General features: G+C 43.9%; 19 protein-coding genes and 1 pseudogene. 1 reads left to right on the plus strand and 19 read right to left on the minus strand.

Annotated elements, in window-relative coordinates:
* Positions 1–116: 116 nt before the first annotated feature.
* Positions 117–1121, plus strand: coding sequence for an NAD-dependent epimerase (locus BM373_RS05570; protein WP_090460331.1), 1005 nt, complete (start codon positions 117–119; stop codon positions 1119–1121).
* A gap of 30 nt (positions 1122–1151) precedes the next feature.
* Here BM373_RS05570 and ugd read toward each other — a convergent pair whose 3' ends face one another.
* The 19 genes and pseudogenes from ugd to wcaK all read right to left on the minus strand — a co-directional run bounded on the left by ugd (position 1152) and on the right by wcaK (position 22681).
* Positions 1152–2318, minus strand: coding sequence for a UDP-glucose 6-dehydrogenase (gene ugd / locus BM373_RS05575; protein WP_090460333.1), 1167 nt, complete (start codon positions 2316–2318; stop codon positions 1152–1154).
* 259 nt (positions 2319–2577) lie between these two features.
* Positions 2578–3984 carry an NADP-dependent phosphogluconate dehydrogenase gene (gene gndA, locus BM373_RS05580; protein ID WP_090460335.1) on the minus strand — a complete coding sequence of 469 codons (1407 nt, stop codon included), beginning with the start codon at positions 3982–3984 and terminating at the stop codon, positions 2578–2580.
* A 224-nt stretch (positions 3985–4208) separates the two neighbouring features.
* On the minus strand, positions 4209–5099 hold the full coding sequence (locus BM373_RS05585; RefSeq protein WP_090460337.1) for a glycosyltransferase: 891 nt from the start codon (positions 5097–5099) through the stop codon (positions 4209–4211).
* A complete protein-coding gene (locus BM373_RS05590; RefSeq protein ID WP_090460340.1) occupies positions 5089–5907 on the minus strand; it encodes a glycosyltransferase family 2 protein in 819 nt (272 codons plus the stop codon). The genes BM373_RS05585 and BM373_RS05590 overlap by 11 nt, the downstream gene beginning before the upstream one ends.
* Before the next feature lie 49 nt (positions 5908–5956).
* The gene (locus BM373_RS05595; RefSeq protein ID WP_090460342.1) at positions 5957–6994 is read right to left on the minus strand and encodes a glycosyltransferase; all 1038 of its coding nucleotides are present in this window, start codon (positions 6992–6994) and stop codon (positions 5957–5959) included.
* 57 nt (positions 6995–7051) lie between these two features.
* Complete coding sequence (locus BM373_RS05600; protein WP_090460343.1) at positions 7052–8080, minus strand: EpsG family protein; 1029 nt, start codon at positions 8078–8080, stop codon at positions 7052–7054.
* Between the two features lie 57 nt (positions 8081–8137).
* Complete coding sequence (locus BM373_RS05605; protein WP_090460345.1) at positions 8138–9190, minus strand: glycosyltransferase WbsX family protein; 1053 nt, start codon at positions 9188–9190, stop codon at positions 8138–8140.
* A 212-nt stretch (positions 9191–9402) separates the two neighbouring features.
* Positions 9403–9544, minus strand: a pseudogene (locus BM373_RS21935) (DapH/DapD/GlmU-related protein); the annotation flags it as partial.
* 366 nt (positions 9545–9910) lie between these two features.
* The gene (locus BM373_RS05615; RefSeq protein WP_090460349.1) at positions 9911–11179 is read right to left on the minus strand and encodes a glycosyltransferase; all 1269 of its coding nucleotides are present in this window, start codon (positions 11177–11179) and stop codon (positions 9911–9913) included.
* 7 nt (positions 11180–11186) lie between these two features.
* Positions 11187–12704: a lipopolysaccharide biosynthesis protein gene (locus BM373_RS05620; RefSeq protein WP_090460350.1), complete on the minus strand. Its 1518-nt coding sequence runs from the start codon at positions 12702–12704 to the stop codon at positions 11187–11189.
* Between the two features lie 34 nt (positions 12705–12738).
* Entirely contained in the window at positions 12739–13869 is a 1131-nt protein-coding gene (rffA, locus tag BM373_RS05625) for a dTDP-4-amino-4,6-dideoxygalactose transaminase (RefSeq protein WP_090460352.1), read from the minus strand.
* A 9-nt stretch (positions 13870–13878) separates the two neighbouring features.
* Positions 13879–14421, minus strand: coding sequence for a dTDP-4-dehydrorhamnose 3,5-epimerase (rfbC, locus tag BM373_RS05630; protein WP_090460354.1), 543 nt, complete (start codon positions 14419–14421; stop codon positions 13879–13881).
* A 2-nt stretch (positions 14422–14423) separates the two neighbouring features.
* Complete coding sequence (gene rfbA, locus BM373_RS05635; RefSeq protein WP_090460356.1) at positions 14424–15302, minus strand: glucose-1-phosphate thymidylyltransferase RfbA; 879 nt, start codon at positions 15300–15302, stop codon at positions 14424–14426.
* Between the two features lie 21 nt (positions 15303–15323).
* Positions 15324–16223 (minus strand): dTDP-4-dehydrorhamnose reductase, encoded by a 900-nt coding sequence (gene rfbD / locus BM373_RS05640; RefSeq protein WP_090460358.1) that lies wholly within the window; start codon positions 16221–16223, stop codon positions 15324–15326.
* 2 nt (positions 16224–16225) lie between these two features.
* Positions 16226–17308, minus strand: coding sequence for a dTDP-glucose 4,6-dehydratase (gene rfbB, locus BM373_RS05645; protein ID WP_090460360.1), 1083 nt, complete (start codon positions 17306–17308; stop codon positions 16226–16228).
* A 406-nt stretch (positions 17309–17714) separates the two neighbouring features.
* Positions 17715–18605, minus strand: coding sequence for a UTP--glucose-1-phosphate uridylyltransferase GalF (gene galF / locus BM373_RS05650; RefSeq protein ID WP_090460362.1), 891 nt, complete (start codon positions 18603–18605; stop codon positions 17715–17717).
* A gap of 172 nt (positions 18606–18777) precedes the next feature.
* On the minus strand, positions 18778–20175 hold the full coding sequence (wcaM, locus tag BM373_RS05655) for a colanic acid biosynthesis protein WcaM (protein ID WP_090460364.1): 1398 nt from the start codon (positions 20173–20175) through the stop codon (positions 18778–18780).
* A gap of 11 nt (positions 20176–20186) precedes the next feature.
* On the minus strand, positions 20187–21407 hold the full coding sequence (gene wcaL, locus BM373_RS05660) for a colanic acid biosynthesis glycosyltransferase WcaL (RefSeq protein WP_090460366.1): 1221 nt from the start codon (positions 21405–21407) through the stop codon (positions 20187–20189).
* On the minus strand, positions 21404–22681 hold the full coding sequence (gene wcaK, locus BM373_RS05665; protein WP_090460368.1) for a colanic acid biosynthesis pyruvyl transferase WcaK: 1278 nt from the start codon (positions 22679–22681) through the stop codon (positions 21404–21406). Before wcaK ends, wcaL begins: the two co-directional genes overlap by 4 nt.
* Between the last annotated feature and the right edge of the window lie 74 nt (positions 22682–22755).

Here is a 22755-nt window from a genome sequence, read left to right on the forward strand (position 1 = left end):
CGTTTAATTTTGTTACCACTTGAAACTACACATGAAGGTCATCCACGCTGGTAGCAACGCCACGGCCATCGGCATACAATAGCGGGCATGTTGCACCCCAGGTGAAAAGGACAAGTATGAAATTCTTAGTGACTGGCGCTGCCGGTTTTATTGGTTATCACGTTAGCGAGCGCCTGTTACAGGCAGGGTATCAGGTGACAGGGATTGATAATCTGAATGATTATTACGATGTCAGCCTTAAGCAGGCACGTCTGGATCGTCTCCAGTCGTCAAAGTTTGTTTTTAAAAAGCTGGATCTTGCGGATCGAGAAGGTATGGCACAGCTTTTTAGCGAAGGACAATTCGATCGGGTGGTCCATCTTGGTGCGCAGGCTGGCGTGCGTTATTCGCTGGAAAACCCCCTCGCCTATGCCGATTCAAATCTTATTGGTCACCTAAATGTGCTGGAAGGTTGCCGCCATAACAAGGTGAAGCATTTGTTATATGCATCCTCCAGCTCAGTCTATGGCCTTAACCGCAAGATGCCGTTCTCGACGGACGATTCCGTGGATCATCCGGTCTCGCTCTACGCTGCGACCAAAAAAGCCAATGAGCTGATGTCCCATACTTATTCACACCTGTACGGTTTACCCACCACCGGCCTGCGTTTCTTTACGGTATATGGCCCATGGGGCCGTCCGGATATGGCGCTGTTTAAATTTACCAAAGCCATGGTGGAAGGTAAGAGCATCGACGTATATAACTATGGCAAGATGAAGCGTGACTTCACTTATATTGATGATATCGTCGAAGCCATTATTCGTTTGCAGGACGTTATTCCTGAAGCGGATGCCAACTGGACAGTTGAGTCAGGCTCACCAGCGACCAGTTCTGCACCATACCGCGTTTACAACATCGGTAACAGCTCACCCGTAGAGCTGATGGATTACATCACCGCCCTGGAAGAGGCTCTGGGCATTGAAGCGCAAAAAAATATGCTACCGATCCAACCGGGCGATGTACTGGAAACCAGCGCCGACGCTAAAGTGTTATATGATGTTATCGGTTTCCGCCCGCAAACCTCAGTTAAAGAGGGTGTTAAGAACTTTGTGGACTGGTACAAAGCATTTTATAAAGTTTAAAAAAAAGGCCCTCATTTGAGGGCCCTCTTATCAGTCACTGCCAAACAGGTCACGGGTATAGACCTTATCCGCAACATCCGCCAACTCTTCGGCCATGCGGTTAGAAATAATGACATCCGCTTCTTTTTTGAATGCATCAAGATCGCGTACGACGCGGGAATGGAAGAAATCATCTTCTTTCATCACCGGTTCGTAAATAATAACCTGTACACCTTTCGCTTTAATGCGCTTCATGATCCCTTGAATAGAAGACGCACGGAAGTTATCTGAACCGCTCTTCATAATCAGACGATAGACGCCGACGACTTTAGGCTTACGGGAAAGTATGGAATCCGCGATGAAATCCTTACGCGTGCGGTTCGCATCAACAATGGCTGAGATCAGATTGTTAGGAACAGATTGATAGTTCGCCAGTAATTGTTTGGTATCTTTCGGCAAGCAGTAACCGCCATAGCCAAAGGACGGGTTATTGTAATGGCTGCCGATACGCGGATCGAGACAGACACCTTCAATAATTTGACGTGAATCCAGGCCCAGACTCTCGGCATAGCTGTCGAGCTCATTGAAATAAGCCACGCGCATAGCCAGATAGGTATTTGCGAACAACTTAATAGCTTCGGCTTCTGTAGAGTCCGTGAAAAGCACCTTAATATCTTTTTTGATAGCCCCTTCCTGCAACAGGGAAGCAAAACGCTCCGCACGTTCTGAACGCTCACCAATAACAATTCGCGAAGGATGCAGGTTGTCATAAAGCGCCTTCCCTTCACGGAGAAACTCCGGGGAGAAAATAACGTTATCAATACCCAGTTCGTCTCTGATTGATTGAGTAAAGCCGACCGGCACGGTTGATTTGATAATCATTACCGCCTGTGGGTTAATTGCTAACACGTCGCGGATCACGGCTTCTACACTTGAGGTATTGAAGTAGTTAGTTTTCGGATCATAGTCTGTTGGCGTGGCAATAATTACAAAATCCGCATCACGATAAGCATCCTGCTTATCGGTGGTTGCACGAAAGTTAAGCGGCTTGGTTTGCAGATATTCCTGAATCTCTTTATCAATAATCGGGGAGATTTTCTGATTAAGCATATCGACTTTAGCCTGGATGATATCCAATGCTACTACTTCGTGATGTTGGGCAATCAAAATACCGTTTGAAAGACCAACGTAACCTGTACCGGAGATCGTTATTTTCATTCGCTAAGCAACTTCTTCAAGTTTAAGTGTCTGGTGATGGCAATACCACCACCACTGGAATTTGTTAACTGAGGGGGTTTTACCTCTTACCTTTATCGTCTGTCAAGGCGACCACCGGAACCCGTTTTCGTCCGGAAAAAATCTTTTTAAGAAATTACTCACCCGTTCATAAGGTGCTATGCCCGTAAATGGTGCTTTCATAATAAAAAACGCCCGGTTTTTGTGACCGGGCGTTCGCTAGTATTTATACTAAATCAGATTAATCCAGCCATTCCGTATGGAATACGCCGTCTTTATCTGTGCGCTTATAAGTGTGCGCACCGAAGTAGTCGCGCTGCGCCTGAATCAGGTTGGCAGGCAGGACGGCAGCACGGTAGCTGTCATAGTAAGCGACGGCTGCGCTGAACGTCGGTACCGGAATACCGTTTTGAACGGCGTAAGCAACCACGTCACGCAGTGCTTGCTGATAGTCATCTGCAATCTGCTTGAAGTACGGTGCCAGCAGCAGGTTAGCAATGGCAGGCGTTTCTGCGTAGGCATCAGTGATTTTTTGCAGGAACTGCGCGCGAATGATGCAACCGGCACGGAAAATCTTGGCGATTTCACCGTAGTTAAGATCCCAGTTGTACTCTTCTGATGCCGCACGTAGCTGAGAGAAGCCCTGCGCATAGGAAACGATTTTACCCAGATACAGCGCGCGGCGAACTTTCTCAACGAATTCCGCTTTATCACCAGCAGGTTGAGCCTGCGGACCAGTCAGCACTTTAGACGCGGCAACGCGCTGCTCTTTAAGGGAGGAGATATAACGCGCAAACACAGATTCGGTAATCAACGACAGCGGCTCACCCAGATCCAGAGAGCTCTGGCTGGTCCATTTACCGGTGCCTTTGTTTGCGGCTTCATCCAGAATCACATCAACCAGGTATTTCCCTTCATCGTCTTTCTTGGTGAAGATATCTTTGGTGATGTCGATCAGATAGCTGCTCAGCTCGCCTTCATTCCACTGGGTGAAAGTCTGGGCCAGCTCTTCGTTAGACAGATTCAGACCACCTTTCAGCAGAGAGTACGCTTCTGCAATCAGCTGCATGTCGCCATATTCGATGCCGTTGTGAACCATCTTCACATAATGGCCCGCCCCGTCTGCACCGATATAGGTTACGCACGGCTCCCCATCTTCAGCAACTGCAGCGATTTTAGTCAGAATCGGCGCAACCAGCTCGTAGGCTTCTTTCTGGCCGCCAGGCATGATAGAAGGCCCTTTCAGCGCACCTTCTTCACCACCGGAAACACCCGTTCCGATAAAGTTAAACCCTTCAGCAGAGAGTTCACGGTTACGACGAATAGTGTCGTGGAAGTAGGTGTTACCGCCATCAATGATGATGTCGCCTTTATCCAGATACGGCTTCAGGGAATTGATAGCGGCGTCAGTTCCTGCGCCCGCTTGCACCATTAACAGGATACGACGAGGTGTTTCGAGGGATTCAACGAACTCCTGAACACTGTAATAAGGAACCAGTTTCTTGCCTGGGTTCTCAGCAATTACTTCCTCAGTCTTTTCACGAGAGCGGTTGAAAACGGAAACGGTATAGCCACGGCTTTCGATGTTCAGCGCAAGGTTGCGCCCCATCACGGCCATACCAACAACGCCGATCTGCTGTTTGGACATTACATACTCCTGTCAGGTGTGGTCACCGCGTCATTGGCGCGGCTTGAAATGTGTCTTAGATGTTAACTCAAAAATATTAAAAACAATAGTTCGTGAATTGTCAGGTTGATACGCTCGAAATAAGCATTTTGTGGTGAAATTGCGCCAACCTGAAAAAGAAACTGCTAATTTTTAGAAGCGAATAATTACCAGCAACAGTATTATCGAAGCCGAAAAAAAGCCAATTAAAAGAAATTAAGTGCCAATGCCATTGCTAAAAGAACTCTGTCCCTGGAGCGTCTCCTTAGCCTGCATACATGAAACATAAGTTTCAGATTCCCCATATATCCAGAGCGAATATTTTTGTACAAAAATCTATCATTATGTAGAGGGAACAAGTTGATTATTTTTTCAATTTCAGACCGATACCATTTGTTCTTCACAAGGCTAAGGCGCTTGAATATTGAGCGTAAACTGTTATTGGCACCAACCTGATTACTTGCATGCTGGCGATAAAGCATCCCAGAATTGTTATCTATATACCATTTGTAATTTCTGGAGCGTGCGAAAGCATAAATAAACCAATCATGCAAAGCAATATCACAAACCGAACCTTGATTATTGATAATAAATTTTTGAAGTTCAAGATAGACTGCTTTTTTAATAACATATGTACATCCGGGACCGGCAGCCTCGAAATAATAATCGTACTCAACAAATGGCTGGGATTTAACAATTTCACATTGCATGCCATTTTCCCAGAATGCAGTCACATTGCTGGAATAAAAGTCATTTTTATCCAAATGTGCAACGGCTCGACATAATTTATCATTTTTCCAGATATCATCCTGATCCGACAATGCAATGTATTCATCATCTTTTATATCGGAGTCCATAATGAGACGGTAAAAATTTTTAGCCGCGCCACCGAACTTCTTACCCATTGGCAAAAATTCTATATTGGAGTGCTTTGTCGCCATGGATTGAACGAGCTCTTCAGTGCCATCCGTAGAAGCATCGACACTAATGATAATTCTTACATCGACTTCAGATTGCTTTAATATAGAGTCAACCTGCTCTTCAATCCATTGTTTCCCATTGTAAGCGGCCAATAAGACGAGAACTTTATTTTTCATTGCGATCACCATTCTTCATGCGTAATTTGTATATTCTTGAAATAAATAAACGCCTAAAGAACTTTAATAGCGAAAAAGCCACCAAAAAAAAATACTTTGGCACTGTTATAAGCTTTTTATCCATTAATTCAGTATAGTTACTTAATTCACCAGTTTCCATTTTCCACAACTTTGCCCCAAGTCCTGCGCCAGAGGCATATGGATGTTTATCATCTGCATAACTTATAATATTATCACGTAGTACAGCGCTTTTGAATTGATGAGTGACGTAATAAAAAAAGAGAGCATCCTCACTATATCGCCTACCTTCAGCAAAACCATCAATTACGTTAAAAACTTCTTTACGCATAATCACTGTAGAAGGTTGAAAATATTGCTTCATTAACTGCATTTGATACGTGACATGGATATGGTCGCCACGATCGTCAGCGCTAATAAATCTGTTCTGATACCCACCACCAACAACAAAATAGTCGCTATTTGTCAGAAAAGTCATTTGCTTTTGGGTTTTTTCGTTTCGCCACTCGTCATCAGCATCCAGAAAAGCTATATATTGCCCACAACTGCGTCTAATGCCGTTATTTCTAGCGGTCGCTACGCCTGTATTTGCCTGCCTGATTAGATCAATATTAATATTGTGCTCTTGAGCAAATTTCGTTACTTTCTCGGCGGTGCTATCAGATGAGCCATCATCAATTACAATTATTTGAAAATCAAATGCACCCTCTTGCCGGATAACAGACAGTAAGGCTCGTTCAATAGTATCCTGCGCATTATAAGCCGGAATGATGACGCTGATTTTACTCATAATAATATATTCTTATAATAACTAGGTCATATATAATAGAACTCAGATTTTATAAGTGCATAGAGAACACTTTTTTCCATGAGTTTACTACTGCATCTGGGTAAAACTTTTTACTGCTAGCGACAGCATTTTTTGATATATAATCGCAAAGCTGATGATCATCTAATAACGTCAGACATTTTTCTTTAAGCGCCTGTAAATCTCCGTTTTCAATCAAAAATCCATTTACACCATTATCAATAAGTTCTGCAGGGCCGGTAGGACAATCATAACTCACTACTACACAACCGGCTGCCATGGCCTCGATAATGACCATTGAAAAACTTTCACGTTCAGAGGTTACAATCAAAAATTTTGACTTTTGAAAATCTCTAAAAATATCGCTGGATTTACCGCTTAATACCTCAGCAGCCGATGGAGAAGATGATAATAAGTGCTCATACTCTTCGCCATGGCCAAATAATTTTGACGTAACGCCCCGGTAATTCTTGATATAATCGTGTAACTTTAAGAAATGGGTAAATCTTTTGATTTGATGTAATCTTCCAGCTGCAACGAAGTCAACAGGACGTATAGCAATAGGTTCATTGACCGCATCTGTTGCAAAGTTAACATCTAAAATATTGGGGATTGTATATACCTTACTGAACCATTTACTGTAATATTCATTATCTTTTTTGGTCAGACAGACTATAGCATCACATCCCAAACGGTAAGAATATTTACGTAAAAATCTTACCCGTGGTTTATGCGCATAATAATCAGCATGCTGATGAGCAATTAGCATGAATCTCTTTTTAGTGAATTTCCTTAGTAGCGAAAGGTAAAACGAAATTCGATCATAAGCTGATATTAGTACAGTGTCAGGAGGAAGTGTCTTTAAAAAATCCCATAACTTATGAACTTCATTTTTACCTGGCAATAATCGATATTGTTCATTTGCATCAATATGGATCTCAGCATTTTCATGTAATGAAACAATTTCAGCATCATAGCCAGAATGTTTGAGAGTATTCACTAAGGTAAAAGAACTTCTTTCTATTCCACCTAAATCACAAGCATTAAGTACCAATACATATATTTTCATAGAACGTAGAATCTCTTGGCATACTAAATATTTTAGTGATCATTTTTATGACTAGAACTATAGGATGTTATGGTAGATATAACCTTCCATTGTTGTATAGCCATTAATCTTGTAAGCTGTTACCAGGAGTAACACGCCAAAGAGCACTAATTTCTGCATTAAATTTTTGCAATTATAAAGAATTAACCCATAAAGGATGGCATCGTAAACTAAGAAATACAGGCTCAAACGAACAGCGATATCGGGAAAAGAAGGATAAAGTGCGAGGTAGCAAAACATACCTACCAAATAAAGTTTTAAGAAAATATTATCACGTACTTGTCGCAAAGGGACGACCATTAGCAAAAGTAAAACTGGTAATACCCTTTTTATACATCCCAGGAGATAGTCCATAGTGGAGTATGTTGAGTTATATGCACTATCAGTATAAAGCTCAACATTACGGAAATATCCTAAACTACTTAGATATTCTGATAATGTCAAAAATGAGCCAGCTATGACAAACGAACACAGAGAAGCAATTAATATATTTCTGTATCCAACTTTAAAATAATTAACTATATATGCCAGAGAAAAAACAATCGCAGTTTTATGAAACAAGCAGGCAACAAATATCGTAATAGCAAATAAAAAAAACTGCCTTCTAACCACAAAAAATATTGAAATTAGCGAAATTGACAAAGCTATACTTTGACGCATTCCACTCAAATTTAAATAAAAAAACAAATCTGAAAAGAAAACGAGTAAAGCGACATTTTTATAATGTGAAAACTTATCAAGAAAGAAAATCAATAGAGCAAAGTTGAGAGTGTTAATTATCATTAACACCCAAGGATAACTTAACCCATCTAATAAGCGATAAATACTCGCAAACCCAATTTCAATATTCTGGCTAACAAGTTCATACTGATTGATATACATATTTTCATAAGCATACCAATCAAGACCTACGTTACTGCGTGTTGCTGCAAAAATCACAAGCACCACTACAATAAAGAAGGTCATAAGATCTTGATAGGCTTTTCGGTGATAAAAAGCATCAGAGAAAGCTATTATCGCCAGCAAAAGATATAGTAAAAAATACATTTAACACCTTAATCAGGTTATTCCGCAATATACCAATTGCCGTAGCATTTGTAAAAATTATTTAGAGTTAAAATACTTAGAAATAATTTTCAAATATGAATCACCGTTAACGTTGCAAGGCTCAATATAATTTCCTTCAGCCCATTCATTCCAAGATTTAATCATCAACATCTTTCTTTTCATTTTACAGACTAAGTTTGCGGTATTTTTTACATGCTCTTCAAATAATACAGGGGAATTATTTTTTAAAATCACCCCTTTTTTACCATGTCTAATGCTCGAATCCCATCCCGGGAAAATAACAGGTATTTGCAACGAGCCAGGATCAATGTCCATGTTCATTTTTCTGGCGCATCGTTCATATTGATAGATGCGAGGAATAAAGATATTGAAGCGCTGAAGTTTAACAATGAGTAAATCGAAACATTTTCTTATAAAAGTTCTATGTTTCATAAAATCACAACTATTCAAATACTGGTCTACTAATTTAGTTTCTGGATCACCAGGCAGCATGTTTTCGCCAATAAAATAGATACCATCAAAACCTTCAGCCTGCGCTCTGGCAGTAAAATACTTAATAAGTTCCTTGCCATTTAATGCATTCTTAAGATCGTAGATAAAGAATACAGGCTTATTATCGATCTTAGTGTATCGTTCGTCTTTAAAAAATGGCAGCAAGTAATTAAAATATGATTCCAAAGAAAAATCGTAATGTTGTTTTTTTAAGAGTTTGTTTTCTGTTTTATTCCACCAGGTATGGTTTGCCCACGCAAAACAGAATTTGACATCAATATCACTTTTTAATAACAACTCTGCTGGTTTTTCAAGCAACATATCATGATCGTTAAACCAGTAATGCCAGAAACAAAAAGATGTAATACCATTGTCTTTAGCAATTTTATATTGTTTCTCAATAACCGAAACATCATTTAAATCATAGTAACCCAGAGGCTCAATTGGTTGTGGTATTACATGATCCTTAAAAATTTTCTTAGCACTTTTGAGCTTGACCCATTCCGTAAAACCTTTGCCCCACCACTGATCGTTTTCGGGAATAGCATGGAATTGCGGTAAATAATAAGTAAAAATTTCTTCAACTTCAGTTTTCATAAAAATCCAGGAATAAAATGAATGACTTAGGTGTTTGCCAAAATTATTTTAATTTTTGTATACACGCTGATTAATCGCGGAAAGAATTTCTTCGTCGGGAGATTTATAGAATAAACCTACATCATCATCAGCTATGTTACTTAAATCTAGAGTAGAAAAATCAATTTGGTTAGCATATTCGATTTGTTGAGGCGTTAATCTCATGCTGATTGTCTTTGCGGGATTTCCTCCAACTATCGCATAAGGAGGAACGTCTTTCGTTACTACAGAACCAGCAGCTATTACAGCCCCACGGCCAATCTCGACTCCTGAAAGAATAGTCACATTACATCCTATCCATACGTCATCATTGATTATGATTGGCCCCTTTGTACTTGCATCAATTATTTTATTTAAGTTCTTTTTTGCTGATACAGGAAATGAGGTCATACCCAGCGTAGAATGGTTACCGCCCAGAACAAAAGTTACATTACCCGCAATCGAAACATAATGTCCAATTTCAAGCCGTTCAAGAGGATTCCCCCATTCCAATACATAAAGGGAACCATAGGTCATTTTACCAACCTGAACTTTTTCAAAATCAAAATTGTTTATAATTGCAGTGTCATTGTGTTTATTTCTTTTTCGCCATGCATGCTTACGCATTAATAATTTCAGATTTCTTTTTATAAATGACACTAACATTGGTTTTTCCTGACGTTTAAAATCTTCTCATTAATATTAAGCAGAGTGAGATTTATTGGATACAAGTGACTCAATAGCATTGACCTGGCATTGTGAAGTGCACCTCTGTAAAGCCAATTGACGACTACTTTCTTTAAGAGCCGCTAAACAAGCATCATCCAACTTTAAGAATTCCATGATGGAATTAGCTAAAGCTTGAGTGGTGATATCGTCAGCCAAAAAGCCACTAGTTCTATCGACAATGAGATCTTCAGCGACCCCCACCTTAAAAGCCATAACGGGAATCCCTGACATCAAAGCTTCGTTTATCATCATAGGACCAGCATCTTCAATTGATGGACAAATAAAGCCATCTGCCAGATTATAAAGATAAGGGTACTTATCTTTGTCATGAATAAAGCCTATATTAACAAAAGAAATACCTTCAGGTAGATTGGCCTGTGCTTGATCGCCTACAGTTAAAATAGAGACACCTTTAAGAAGATCTGGAAAATTATCTCTAATAAAATTCAGGGCGTCTAAGACATATTTCACACCTTTTCTTGGGTCGCTTAATGATTGCGCCCCTAAGAAAATAACCCTATTATCAGAAGGAATTTCTACGTTAATAATACTACTTGCTAATAGTTTTGTACGTGGTTTGAAAACCTGTTCATCAATGCCAATTATAGCTTTTTTAATCCCAAGTTTTGCTTTGATACCACTTGCCTCGCAACGATCATCTAACCATTTACTTGCAGACAGAAAAAAACAATCCATCTGCATGTAATATTTCTTCCGTTTATGAAAAATATTTTTCGGAAGTTTAATGAGGTCAGGGTATTTCATAGCTGGGCAATTGTCACAATCTACTTTGTATCCTTCGCAATGCCATGGATAGTGACATCCGCCTGTAAACATAGCGGCATCCATCAAATAGAATGCAACGGGGCATCCGTAATGTTTTTGAATTTTAAAGAGATCATGATCAGAAAGATAATCAGCGACGAAATAGACAATAATAAGATCCGGTTTTTGCGTATACTTTTTGAATATTTCTTTTACGCTGAACGTAGTATTATATATTAAATAAATTTTATCTTCGGGTCCGCCCCGCCGTACGAAAAATCTTCGTATCAATCGTCCTAACAAGCTGAATATCTTACGCTTGCCTTGTGATATCTCAAAAACATCTTTATCTTGTGATGTTTTTTCCAGTACACACATGCTTGATTCGTGTCCGTACTTTTTTAGATTTGTATGTGTACGATATGCCCCAAAGAATGCACCCTTACTATCGCCAGTGGATAAATGTAAAATTTTCATGCTATTTTCACCATTTTTTTATTTTAAAATTATGGATGGCTGTTAGGAATTGATTTTTAAATATGTAGATAAAAGCACTAATAATTGCCAGGTTAATTACTGGAGGGCATAAAATATAAAGAAATTTATATCCTGAGAATAACCCATAGCTTTGCGTTATTTTGAAAGTTGCATAAGAAATCATGAGAATTACAAGCGTCAATAATGGGATGGTTTGGACATATCCAGTCATCTCCTTATATACACAATAACCGCCCCATAACAACATAAACAGCAGTGTTTGAACAAAATAGAATATGCAAGACCAGTGTGGTCCAAAATACTTAGCAATGAGTACTGTCAATGGGATTGTTAAAGCTGAATATAATGCATAGGCGTAAAAGTGGAACTTCAACTGTCCAGTAGAATACAAAAGTATGAAGACAAAATTCATCATCCCTGCAAAAAAGGCAGCGGAAACCAGCCATTTAGCATATTCATTAACTGTAAAGCCTAGCTCTCTGTTTTTGAGCCATAATGAAATTAAATCTCCGCCATATAGATACATATAAGGAACCAATGGAGCGAGAAATACTATATAACCTATCGAGCTCAGGCTAAATAGTTCAACAAATTTGATAGGATTTTTTTCTTTAACAAGCGCGCTCATTCTTGGCAATAGCAATTGTGAAAGAGGCGCAGCTAACGTAAGTACTACTGTACTCAGCTGTGCACCAATCTGATATTGTGTATAGCTTGTAAGATCTGTATAGGTTGACAAGGATATTTTATCTACTTGACTTGCTACAACCCATATCATTGACAGACCCGATAACTGCATTGAAAACTTAATTACACTTCTAAAAGAAATGATCTCATGGACCGTTTTATCATGGGTTTCATGATATTCATTTAAATTTTTTCGCTGCATAATGATAACGTATGCAACACCTCCTGCCGTGGCAACAATATCAACAATTGCTAAACCGAGGAGAGAAGTAAAGAAAGCAATTAATGTGTTAGAGTAATAAACCAGAACGAGATACGAGCCACCATAAAAAAACGTAGTATAAAACATACTCCATATGGCGATTAAATCCTGGCGTTCCATTCCGTTAACAAAACTTTGGAGGTACGAACGGAGATATAATAATGCCAGAATTATGCCAGTGAGTTTTATACATATTATCGTTTCATCATTTGATAAATTGGTTTTTAACCAATCATTAACTATATAGTCTGCATAATAGTTAAAGACGAAAACAAGAATACTTGCTACGACAACAAAACCACAAAAAACCTTAAGAAATAAATTAACGACTCTTGTGAAATTTACAAGCTGATTTTTATTGGTTGCAATTAATTTAATGAATGTACCGCTAATACCTGCATCTAACAGCCCCATTAGCATGATAAGCATAGTAAAGAATGATACTATTCCATAACGTTCCGTTCCCAACATGCCGATAATTAATGGCACTAATAGCAGTGGAAATGCGGCTCTATACAACTGCGAGGCATATAATACTATTACTTTCTTAAACATAACAGCTCACAATAAAAACCAGCCAATTCTGACATTACTTCATATTGAAGAATTCAGATATTTTGGAGCAAATTGAGTCTACTTGTTCCAGACTGAGTTCATAATACATCGGTAGTCTGAGTAAGCAATCTGTGTATCGGTCACTGTATTCAAGATCCACAGCCTCGTTTCTCTCCAGAAAATAATCGCTTTTATTAAGTGATAAATAATGAAATACAGAGTGGATACCATTATCTTTGAGGAAAGCAATAAGCGATGAACGCGTTTCTATATCATTACAAACAATATAAAACATATGAGCATTGTTTGTAGCGTAAGCCGGAACATCTGGTAATTCTATTAGGTTCTCAGCAGCTAATTTAGCAAGATTTGCATTATAACGATTCCACAGCGCCTTACGTTTACTCTGGATATCATCAAGGCTTTCAAGCTGTGCATACAAATAAGCGGCAATTATGTCTGAAGGCAAGAAAGAAGAACCGATATCAACCCAACCGTATTTATTTACTTCACCTCTAAAGAATGAAGCACGGTTAGTACCTTTTTCGCGAATGATTTCCGCACGTTGAATATATTGCTCATCATTTATGACAAGCATTCCGCCTTCACCAGAAATGATGTTTTTTGTTTCGTGAAATGAAAACGTACCAAAAGTGCCAATGCTTCCTAACGGCCGTTCTTTATAGTATGAGTCTATTGCCTGAGCAGCATCTTCCACAACCGGGATATTATGCTCTCTGGATATAGACATAATCTCATCCATATCACAGGCAATACCTGCATAATGCACCACTACGATTGCTCTGGTTTTATCTGTAATGCTGTTACGGATAGCAACTGGATCAATATTTGGATTGTCGCTACAGCTATCAACAAATACTAATTTAGCACCACGTAAAGAAAACGCATTTACAGTAGAGACAAAAGTATAGGACGGCGCAATTACTTCATCTCCTGGCTGGATATCCAATAAAATGGCAGCCATTTCGAGAGCATCGGTACACGATGTTGTCAGCAGAACTTTTTTGAAACCGTATTTTTTCTCAAAGAACTCATGACATTTTTTTGTGAATGCACCATCACCTGAAATCTTACCGTTACTCACTGCCTGAGCAATATAATTTAACTCATTTCCTTGCAGATACGGTTTATTGAACGGAATCATTTTGCTGCCTTATTTAAGATCTTTAAAATAGTTAGCATCTGCATCTTTCGCGGAAAGAATCGCTTTTTCTGCCGATATTGGCCATGAAATGTTCAGCGTGGGATCATTCCAGACGATACTACGCTCAGCTGACGGATTATAATAATTTGTTGTTTTATATAAAAATTCCGCTGTTTCGCTTAATACTACGAAACCGTGAGCAAAACCTTCTGGGATCCATAACTGACGTTTATTTTCAGCGGAAAGCGTGACGCCTACCCATTTACCGAAAGTTGAAGAATCACGTCGTATATCCACTGCAACATCAAATACTTCTCCTACAGCGCAGCGTACTAATTTTCCTTGCGCATAGGGGGCTGCCTGGTAATGTAATCCACGCAATACTCCCTGCGTCGATTTCGAATGATTATCCTGAACAAATGAGAGCGTTGATCCAACGTGTTCTTCAAGCGCTTTTTGGTTAAAGCTCTCGAAGAAAAAACCACGCTCATCGCTGAAAACCTTAGGCTCAATAATTAAGACATCAGGAATTTCAGTTTTAATTATATTCATTATTAATAACCTTTAATCATTTTTAACAAATATTGACCATAAGCATTTTTCGATAGCGGCGCAGCTAATTTTTTTACTTGTTCAGCGTCAATAAAACCTTTACGGAAAGCAATTTCTTCAGGGCAAGATACCTTTAGGCCCTGTCGTTCTTCTATTGTTTCAATAAAATTACTGGCTTCAATTAGGCTCTGATGCGTTCCTGTATCCAGCCATGCATATCCCCGCCCCATCATGGCAACAGAAAGTTTGCCTTTTTCCAGATAAAGTCGGTTTATATCTGTAATCTCAAGCTCACCACGTGCTGATGGCTCAAGATTTTTAGCCATTTCTATAACATCGTTGTCATAGAAATATAATCCGGTGACCGCATAATTACTTTTAGGTTCAGCAGGTTTTTCTTCAAGGCTAATTGCGGTGCCTTGTGAGTCAAATTCTACAACGCCATAACGTTCCGGATCGTTTACGTGATAAGCGAAAACAGTTGCACCGTTTTCTTTGGAAATTGCGCCATCAAGCAGTTTCGGTAAATCATGACCATAGAAAATGTTATCGCCAAGAACCAGCGCGCAGTTATCATCACCAATGAAATCTTCGCCAATAATGAAAGCCTGAGCTAATCCATCAGGGCTTGGCTGCACTTTATATTGCAGATTCAATCCCCATTGGCTACCATCGCCGAGTAACTGCTCGAAGCGCGGGGTATCCTGTGGAGTACTAATAATCAGAATATCTCGGATACCCGCCAGCATTAATGTTGACAATGGATAATAAATCATCGGCTTGTCATAGATTGGTAACAGCTGTTTACTCACAACCATTGTTACGGGATAAAGACGAGTCCCGGAACCGCCAGCTAAAATAATTCCTTTCCGTGTTTTCATTTTACTATCTCAGACAATGAGTTAATGTGCAGTTGTGATAAACAACTCTGCGAGCATGCGCTTAACGCCCTCTTCCCAACTCGGAAGCACCAGACTAAAAGTCAGCTGAAATTTTTCTGTATTTAATCGCGAATTCAAAGGACGTTTTGCAGGTGTAGAGAAACTCTCGGTAGATACTGCCGTCAGTTCATTAAGAGAGAGTTTAATGCCCGCTTTATGCGCCTCTTCAAACACCAGCGCTGCATAGTCATACCAGGTTGTCGTACCGGATGCGACTAAATGATATAGCCCGGCGACTTCCGGCTTCTGTAGCGCCACGCGGATGGCATGCGCGGTGCAATCAGCCAGTAATTCAGCTCCGGTTGGCGCACCAAACTGGTCGTTGATTACCGAGAGCGTTTCACGCTCTTTAGCAAGTCGCAGCATAGTTTTTGCGAAGTTGTTGCCTTTACCGGCATACACCCAACTGGTTCGGAAAATAAGGTGCTTTTCGCAATTATCTGCAACTGCCTTTTCCCCTGCCAGCTTGGTTTCGCCGTAAACATTCAACGGAGCCGTTTCGTCCGTTTCTTTCCACGGCATATCGCCGGTACCAGGGAAAACATAATCAGTTGAGTAATGTACCAACCATGCGCCCAGCGCCTGCGCTTCTTTAGCAATAGCGGCGACGCTGGTAGCATTCAGTAATTCTGCAAAATCGCGCTCGGATTCTGCCTTATCGACGGCAGTATGTGCTGCCGCGTTAACGATGACATCGGGACGCACGCGACGTACGGTTTCAGCCACGCCTTCAGGATTACTAAAATCACCGCAATATTCTTTTGAATGCACATCAACTGCGATGAGTTTGCCCAGCGGTGCCAGCGCGCGCTGCAATTCCCAGCCAACCTGGCCTGTTTTACCGAACAGAAGGATATTCATTGTTAGCGGCTCTCGTAGTTCTGTTCAATCCAGGTTTGATAAGCGCCGCTTTTTACATTCGCCACCCACTGCTGATTATCCAGGTACCATTCAACGGTTTTACGAATCCCGGATTCAAAGGTTTCTTCTGGTTGCCACCCCAGCTCACGGCTGATTTTATCCGCGTCAATAGCATAGCGACGATCGTGACCTGGACGGTCGGCTACATAGGTGATTTGCTCACGGTAGGAATTGGCTTTCGGCACAATTACATCCAGCAAATCGCAAATGTTATGCACCACATCGAGATTTTTCTTCTCGTTATGGCCGCCAATATTATAGGTCTCGCCCGGTTTGCCTTGAGTAACAACCGTATAAAGTGCGCGAGCATGGTCTTCAACGTACAGCCAGTCGCGGATCTGGTCGCCTTTGCCATAAATTGGCAGGGCTTTACCTTCCAGAGCATTGAGAATCACCAGCGGGATCAGTTTTTCCGGGAAGTGATATGGGCCGTAGTTGTTAGAGCAGTTGGTCACGATCGTTGGGAAACCGTAGGTACGAAGCCAGGCGCGGACGAGGTGATCACTGGAGGCTTTCGAAGCAGAGTATGGGCTGCTCGGCGCATAGGCGGTTTTTTCGGTAAACAGCGGCAGTTCAGCGCCGGCAACCACTTCATCCGGGTGTGGCAGGTCGCCATATACTTCGTCGGTAGAAATATGGTGGAAGCGGAACGCTGCTTTCTTGTCCGCCGCTAATTCTGACCAGTATTTACGCGCGGCTTCCAGCAGGACGTAGGTGCCAACGATATTGGTTTCGATAAACGCCGCCGGGCCGGTAATAGAGCGGTCAACATGACTTTCCGCCGCCAGGTGCATCACTGCGTCAGGCTTATGCTCAGCAAAAATGCGCTCCATTGCCTGAGCATCGCAGATATCTGCATGCTCAAAGCAGTAGCGTGGATCATTATCCACATCGATTAAGGATTCCAGGTTTCCGGCATAGGTCAATTTATCAACATTGATGACGGAATCCTGCGTATTTTTAATAATGTGCCTAACAACGGCAGAACCAATAAAGCCTGCACCACCAGTAACCAGAATTTTCACGTGTATTTTCGCTCTTAACTATATTCGGAAAATTAAAGATATAAATTATTGAGATATTGAAACGTAATTCGCTGTGCGCGACACGCTACCGCCCCTGGCTCTACAGCTACCAGTGGACTGAGTACAGGCGAATTGTATGAAACCGGAGGCTTGTAGCTGGCACCGAGTCCGTTTACAAACCTTATATCAAATGCTAATTGTCATCCTTATTCCCACAGGAAACAAGGAAAATTCTGATTGTTTCCCGCGGTTGCGTGTTTTTCAAACCTTTGATCTACAAGAATTTGTAGCTTGAAAATAAAAAAGCAGCAGAATATTCATTGCCGCACATCACTGTGCTGCATGAATCTTCTACTGCTCTGATGCTCAAACTAGCCGAACACGTTCCTGAACATTCATTCAACCATTAGCTTAACAGCTTCCTGATGCTCTCGCGGAACTTCTGCCCTTCTTTATGGTTACGCAAACCATAGTTCACAAATGCCTGCATGTAACCCATTTTTTTACCGCAATCGTAGCTATCGCCTGTCATCAGCATCGCATCAACGGCCTGCTTCTCGGCGAGATTGGCGATTGCATCGGTAAGCTGGATACGGCCCCATGCACCCGGCTCGGTTTTCTCAAGCTCAGCCCAGATGTCACCGGACAGGACATAGCGGCCCACCGCCATCAGATCGGAATTAAGCGTCTGCGGCTGATCCGGTTTTTCGATAAAGTTAACGATACGGCTCACTTTACCTTCGTTATCCAGCGGCTCTTTGGTGGCAATGACGGAGTACTCAGACAGATCGCCCTTCATCCGTTTTGCCAGCACCTGGCTGCGGCCCGTCTCGTTAAAGCGCGCCACCATAGCAGCGAGGTTATAACGCAGCGGATCGGCGCTGGCGTTATCGAGAATAATATCCGGCAGCACAACCACAAAAGGATTATCGCCAACAATTGGGCGGGCACAGAGAATAGAGTGACCCAGACCTAACGGCTGCGCCTGACGCACGTTCATGATGGTCACGCCCGGCGGACAGATGGACTGGACTTCCGCCAGCAACTGGCGCTTCACGCGCTGTTCCAGCAGGGCTTCCAGCTCATAGGAGGTGTCGAAGTGGTTTTCAACCGCGTTTTTTGAAGAATGAGTAACCAGAACGATTTCTTTGATACCAGCAGCTACCACTTCGTCGACAATGTACTGAATCATCGGCTTATCAACGATCGGCAGCATCTCTTTAGGAATGGCCTTCGTGGCGGGGAGCATGTGCATCCCAAGTCCTGCTACCGGAATAACTGCTTTCAAATTAATCATTATCTATTCCACCTGTAAATGGTTGATGAATTATAGCTATTTAGCCTGCTTTAGCCAGCAGGTTTTCGCTGACTCATTGCTGCTAATGATGGTACGCCGGTGGCTGTGGATTTGCAGTAGATGTAATCTGAACTGAGGGCTGTTTACACCAGGAATGTTCGCAAAAGCGCGATTATCCGCGCTTCTCAGGCAGCCTGAAGTTCAATTTTTCTGCGTTTACCACCTGGTGATCCAGCCGGTCGATATCCACTGAACTCTGCCCTTTTTCATTCACCGCTTTTATATTCGCCAGCGACAGCAGCGTGTCCTGTTTTGCCATAAAGCGTCCGCGCACATCCTTACGTAAATCGAAATGCATCTTCAGCGCAGGCCCGCGATCGGCGCGTTGCATAATGTTGATATCACGCAAAAACAGGTGCTGCGGTTTGTTATGCAGCTCCAGTGAAGCATGGGAAAGACGAACACGGGTGATCGCCACAAACGAAGTCGCATTACCGGAGGAAATCTGGATCCCGCGCAGCTTGAGGGTGCTGTCGCTGTTATCGAGCTGAATATCATTGAGCTTAAAGTTTTGCGGAATAGAAAGGTAATTGCCCTTAATGACCCCGTAACCGATCAGCATCCCCGCGCTGTTATGCATTTTCACATTATCAATTACGAAATTATCGCAGCCGTAAATCGCCACCGTTGCGTTATCGATCCCGGCCTTTTTACTGTATTCCGGGGTGATATCCGTGGCCGTGATATTACGAATAATAAAGTGTTTGCCGTTCTCGACGTGCACCAGCTGGCGGCAGTGGCTGCCGGTGATGTTCGCCACCACGAAGTTTTTTACCGCCTGATCTTCCGGGTACGCATTGTCATAGGTACTGCCCGCCAGCCCGATGCCGATGCCCCAGTTGATTTTGCCGTTGGTGCAGTCGATGTGGTCGATGACGTGATCGGAAATAAGAATATCGCGGTCATTGATCGCCACATTCCACTCAATCGCGTCCCCCTGCAAGTAGCTGAAACGGCTGTTGGTAATGCGCGCGCCGACGATCTGGTTATGAAATCCCTGCCGCAAAATCGCGTAGTTGGACTTCGTCACTGTGATGTCATCGATGGTGAGATTGCGCATCACGCGTTTGTTTTTGCCGCCGATATAGATCTGCGTCACCGGCCCAAAACCGCTCATGGCGAGGCCTTTGATCACGCAGTCTGAACCGCGCACATCAAGGGTGATGTTATACAGGCTGCCGCCCTCCTCCCCGATAACCCGGCTGCCATCCTGCAATACAAAACGTCCGCGCCCGTTGCCTTTAAGCCCGCCGCGCACCAGCAGCGTTTTGCCTTCAGGGATAAAAATCCCGGTATTAATGTTTTCGCAGACCAGCCCGGCGGGAACGATCACCGTATTGCCGTCGATAAACGCCTGTTTGAACGCAGCAATCCAGTCATGGTTGGGGTAATCGCGGATATTCACGGTGTCGCTCTTCCCCAGCGCAAAGGCCGGGGATGAGAGCAGAGGAAGGGAAGCAAGCGCGGAACCGGCTTTAATGAAGTGACGGCGAGTAAAACGTTCGATCATAAAACCTCAGCTCAAAGCGTTTGTAAAAGAGTGGCGAGGCGCTGATTGATGATTTGCTGATTAAAATCGGCCTCCACTTTCTGGCGGGCGCGACTGACCACCGGCACCAGTTCCTCACTTTGCATCTGGCTGAACCTGGCAAGCCGGTCAGCCAGCGCCTGCGGATCGTTCTCCGGCACCAGCCAGCCGGACTGGTCAGCCTCGATCAGTTCAGGAATGCCGCTGTGCACGGTGGAAACGACCGGAATGCCCACCGCCATCGCCTCCATCAGCGCCACCGGAATACCCTCCATGTCGCCATCCGCGCCGGTCACCGATGGCAGCAGGAACACATCCGCCTCATCGAGCAGCGCCTTGACCTCATGGCTGGGCTTAAAGCCCGGCATCTCGATCACATCTTCCAGTTCGAACTGTTCAATCAGCGTACGCAGACGGCGCTCCCAGGGGCCAATACCGAGGATGCGGTAATGAAAATTCACCCCGCGCGCTTTAAGCAGACGGCAGGCTTCAATCGCCACGTGGAGCCCTTTTTTCTCGGTGAGTCGCGCCACCGAGATAATTTGCAAAGAGCGGCCCGGTGCTTTTACCGGGCGCTGCGAGAAGCGCGACATATCCACGCCCATGCGGGACACCGCGATTTTTTCCGGCGGGCAGCCCATGGTTTTCAGCCGTCCGGCCCACAGATCGCTAATCGGCAGCATCAAATCGCCGCGGCGGAACAGTGCCTGATACTCCGGCGTATAGTGGTTGAGCACTTCCCGGTGCGAAACGTCAATGCCGTGAAACACGGTCGCAATCTTGCCGTTGATGATCCCCAGTTCCCGCAGTTTGGCCGCGGTAACGCCCGCCGGACCGAAGTGCGCGATAAACACATCGGCGCTGAAGGTGCGCGGCGTCAAACCGCAGATAGCGGCCAGGATCAGGTTGCGCGCCTCGTCCCCGTAGCGCCGGACGTTGAGCGCCTTCCAGGTAGAGATGCGCCCCATTCCTGCGAGGATCGCCTTCGCGCGATAGCGCAGTTTTGCCGCCTTCCCCTCCGGCTCATCCAGCAGCCAGTGGGTTTTCTCCGCCAGCCCATACTCTTTATACGCCGCATGGGTATTGCTCAAATCGCCCTTATGCAGGGCGACGATTTCCACTTCATAGCCCATGTTGATAAAGGCCACGATCTGATTCAGCACAAACGTCTCAGACGAGAGGGGAAACTTCAGCAGAAAGAAACTGACCTTCATTTCACCTCCACGCGATCGAGCACCGATTTCACCATCTGCAAACCGTGCTCGCGCTCGGCGGCAACGGCGGTAGCGAGACGGGTGTTGATCGCCGGAAGCTGTCCGAGCGTATCTGCCACCATTGATGCCAGCGAACCGTCAAGCAGATGGCGAATATCAATGGCCATCTCCGGCATCCCAAGCTGCTGCATAATGCCCGCTGACTTGTGTTCGTAGTTGATGGCGATAGCCGGGGTGCCGAAGTTCATAGAGATAATGGCGGAATGCAGACGGGTACCGACGGTCAGATCGCAGGCGGCAAAAATCTTGCCCATCTCCAGATCGTTCAGTTCGTCCATCACCACATGGAAGCGCGACGGATCGTTCACCAGTCCACGCAGATTGAGGGCGACCATGCGGTCATCCTTGTTGTAACTGTCGATCCCGGTACAGGTTGAGAGCGCCAGCACCTGATAACCCGCATCCAGCACCCGGTTAACGACCTCAGCAAACGCTTTTTCATACGCCTGCTGAGTCGTGCCGAGGCGCTTATCGAACGGGGCCAGTTCGCGCAGGGTAATGGCGACGGTTTTCTGCTTCGCCGCCACGTCCAGCCAGTGCTGCACGGCGTAGCTCGCCTGGAAATCGTCATGGTGATGATCCACCAGCCAGGCGGTATCCACGCCCTGCTCCACTTTGTCGGTGTTGATCTGGCTGTGCTTCATCAGATCGAGGCTGACGCGCTCGCGCAGGATCAGCGCGTCGCAGTGACCAAACACATAGTTCGCCAGTTGGTTAAACTGGGCGTCCTGGAACGGCCCCACGCTGTGACCGATCATATACAGCGGCTTTTTCGCCATGAAGGTGCAGAGCGCATGTTCAAACTGCGGCACGCCATAGAGATCGACAAAGAACGAACCGCCGACCTGAATAATGGCGTCGTAGCCTGCGAGCAGGCGCACGAAATCGGTAAAGCCCTGGGCAATGGCAATATTGCGCAGCCTGCCGCTGTCGGTCACACGCGAAAGCAGCACCTGATGCTGATAGCGACGGCGCAGGACCTTTTTCACCCGCCCGACCAGACCGGCGGCGGTATTGTGCTGTTTCATCTGGCTGAACAGCGGATCGCCCATCACCGGACGGTTCAGCAACCAGGAGGAGCTGACCGGGTAGCGGCTCATGACATCCACTTCGGCATCCGGGCTAAGCGTGGTAATGGCATCCAGTAATCCGCGCAGAATGGCGCTGTCACCCCGGTTCCCGCAGGTGTGGTTGCCCAGAATTAATAATTTCATAGTGACCTCTTAAAGGTTTCTTCATTTGTCAGGTGAGGCAACCCTCACCCCGGCCCTCTCCCTAAGGGAGAGGG

The organism is Enterobacter sp. kpr-6, from assembly GCF_900116015.1.
Lineage (GTDB): Bacteria > Pseudomonadota > Gammaproteobacteria > Enterobacterales > Enterobacteriaceae > Enterobacter_D.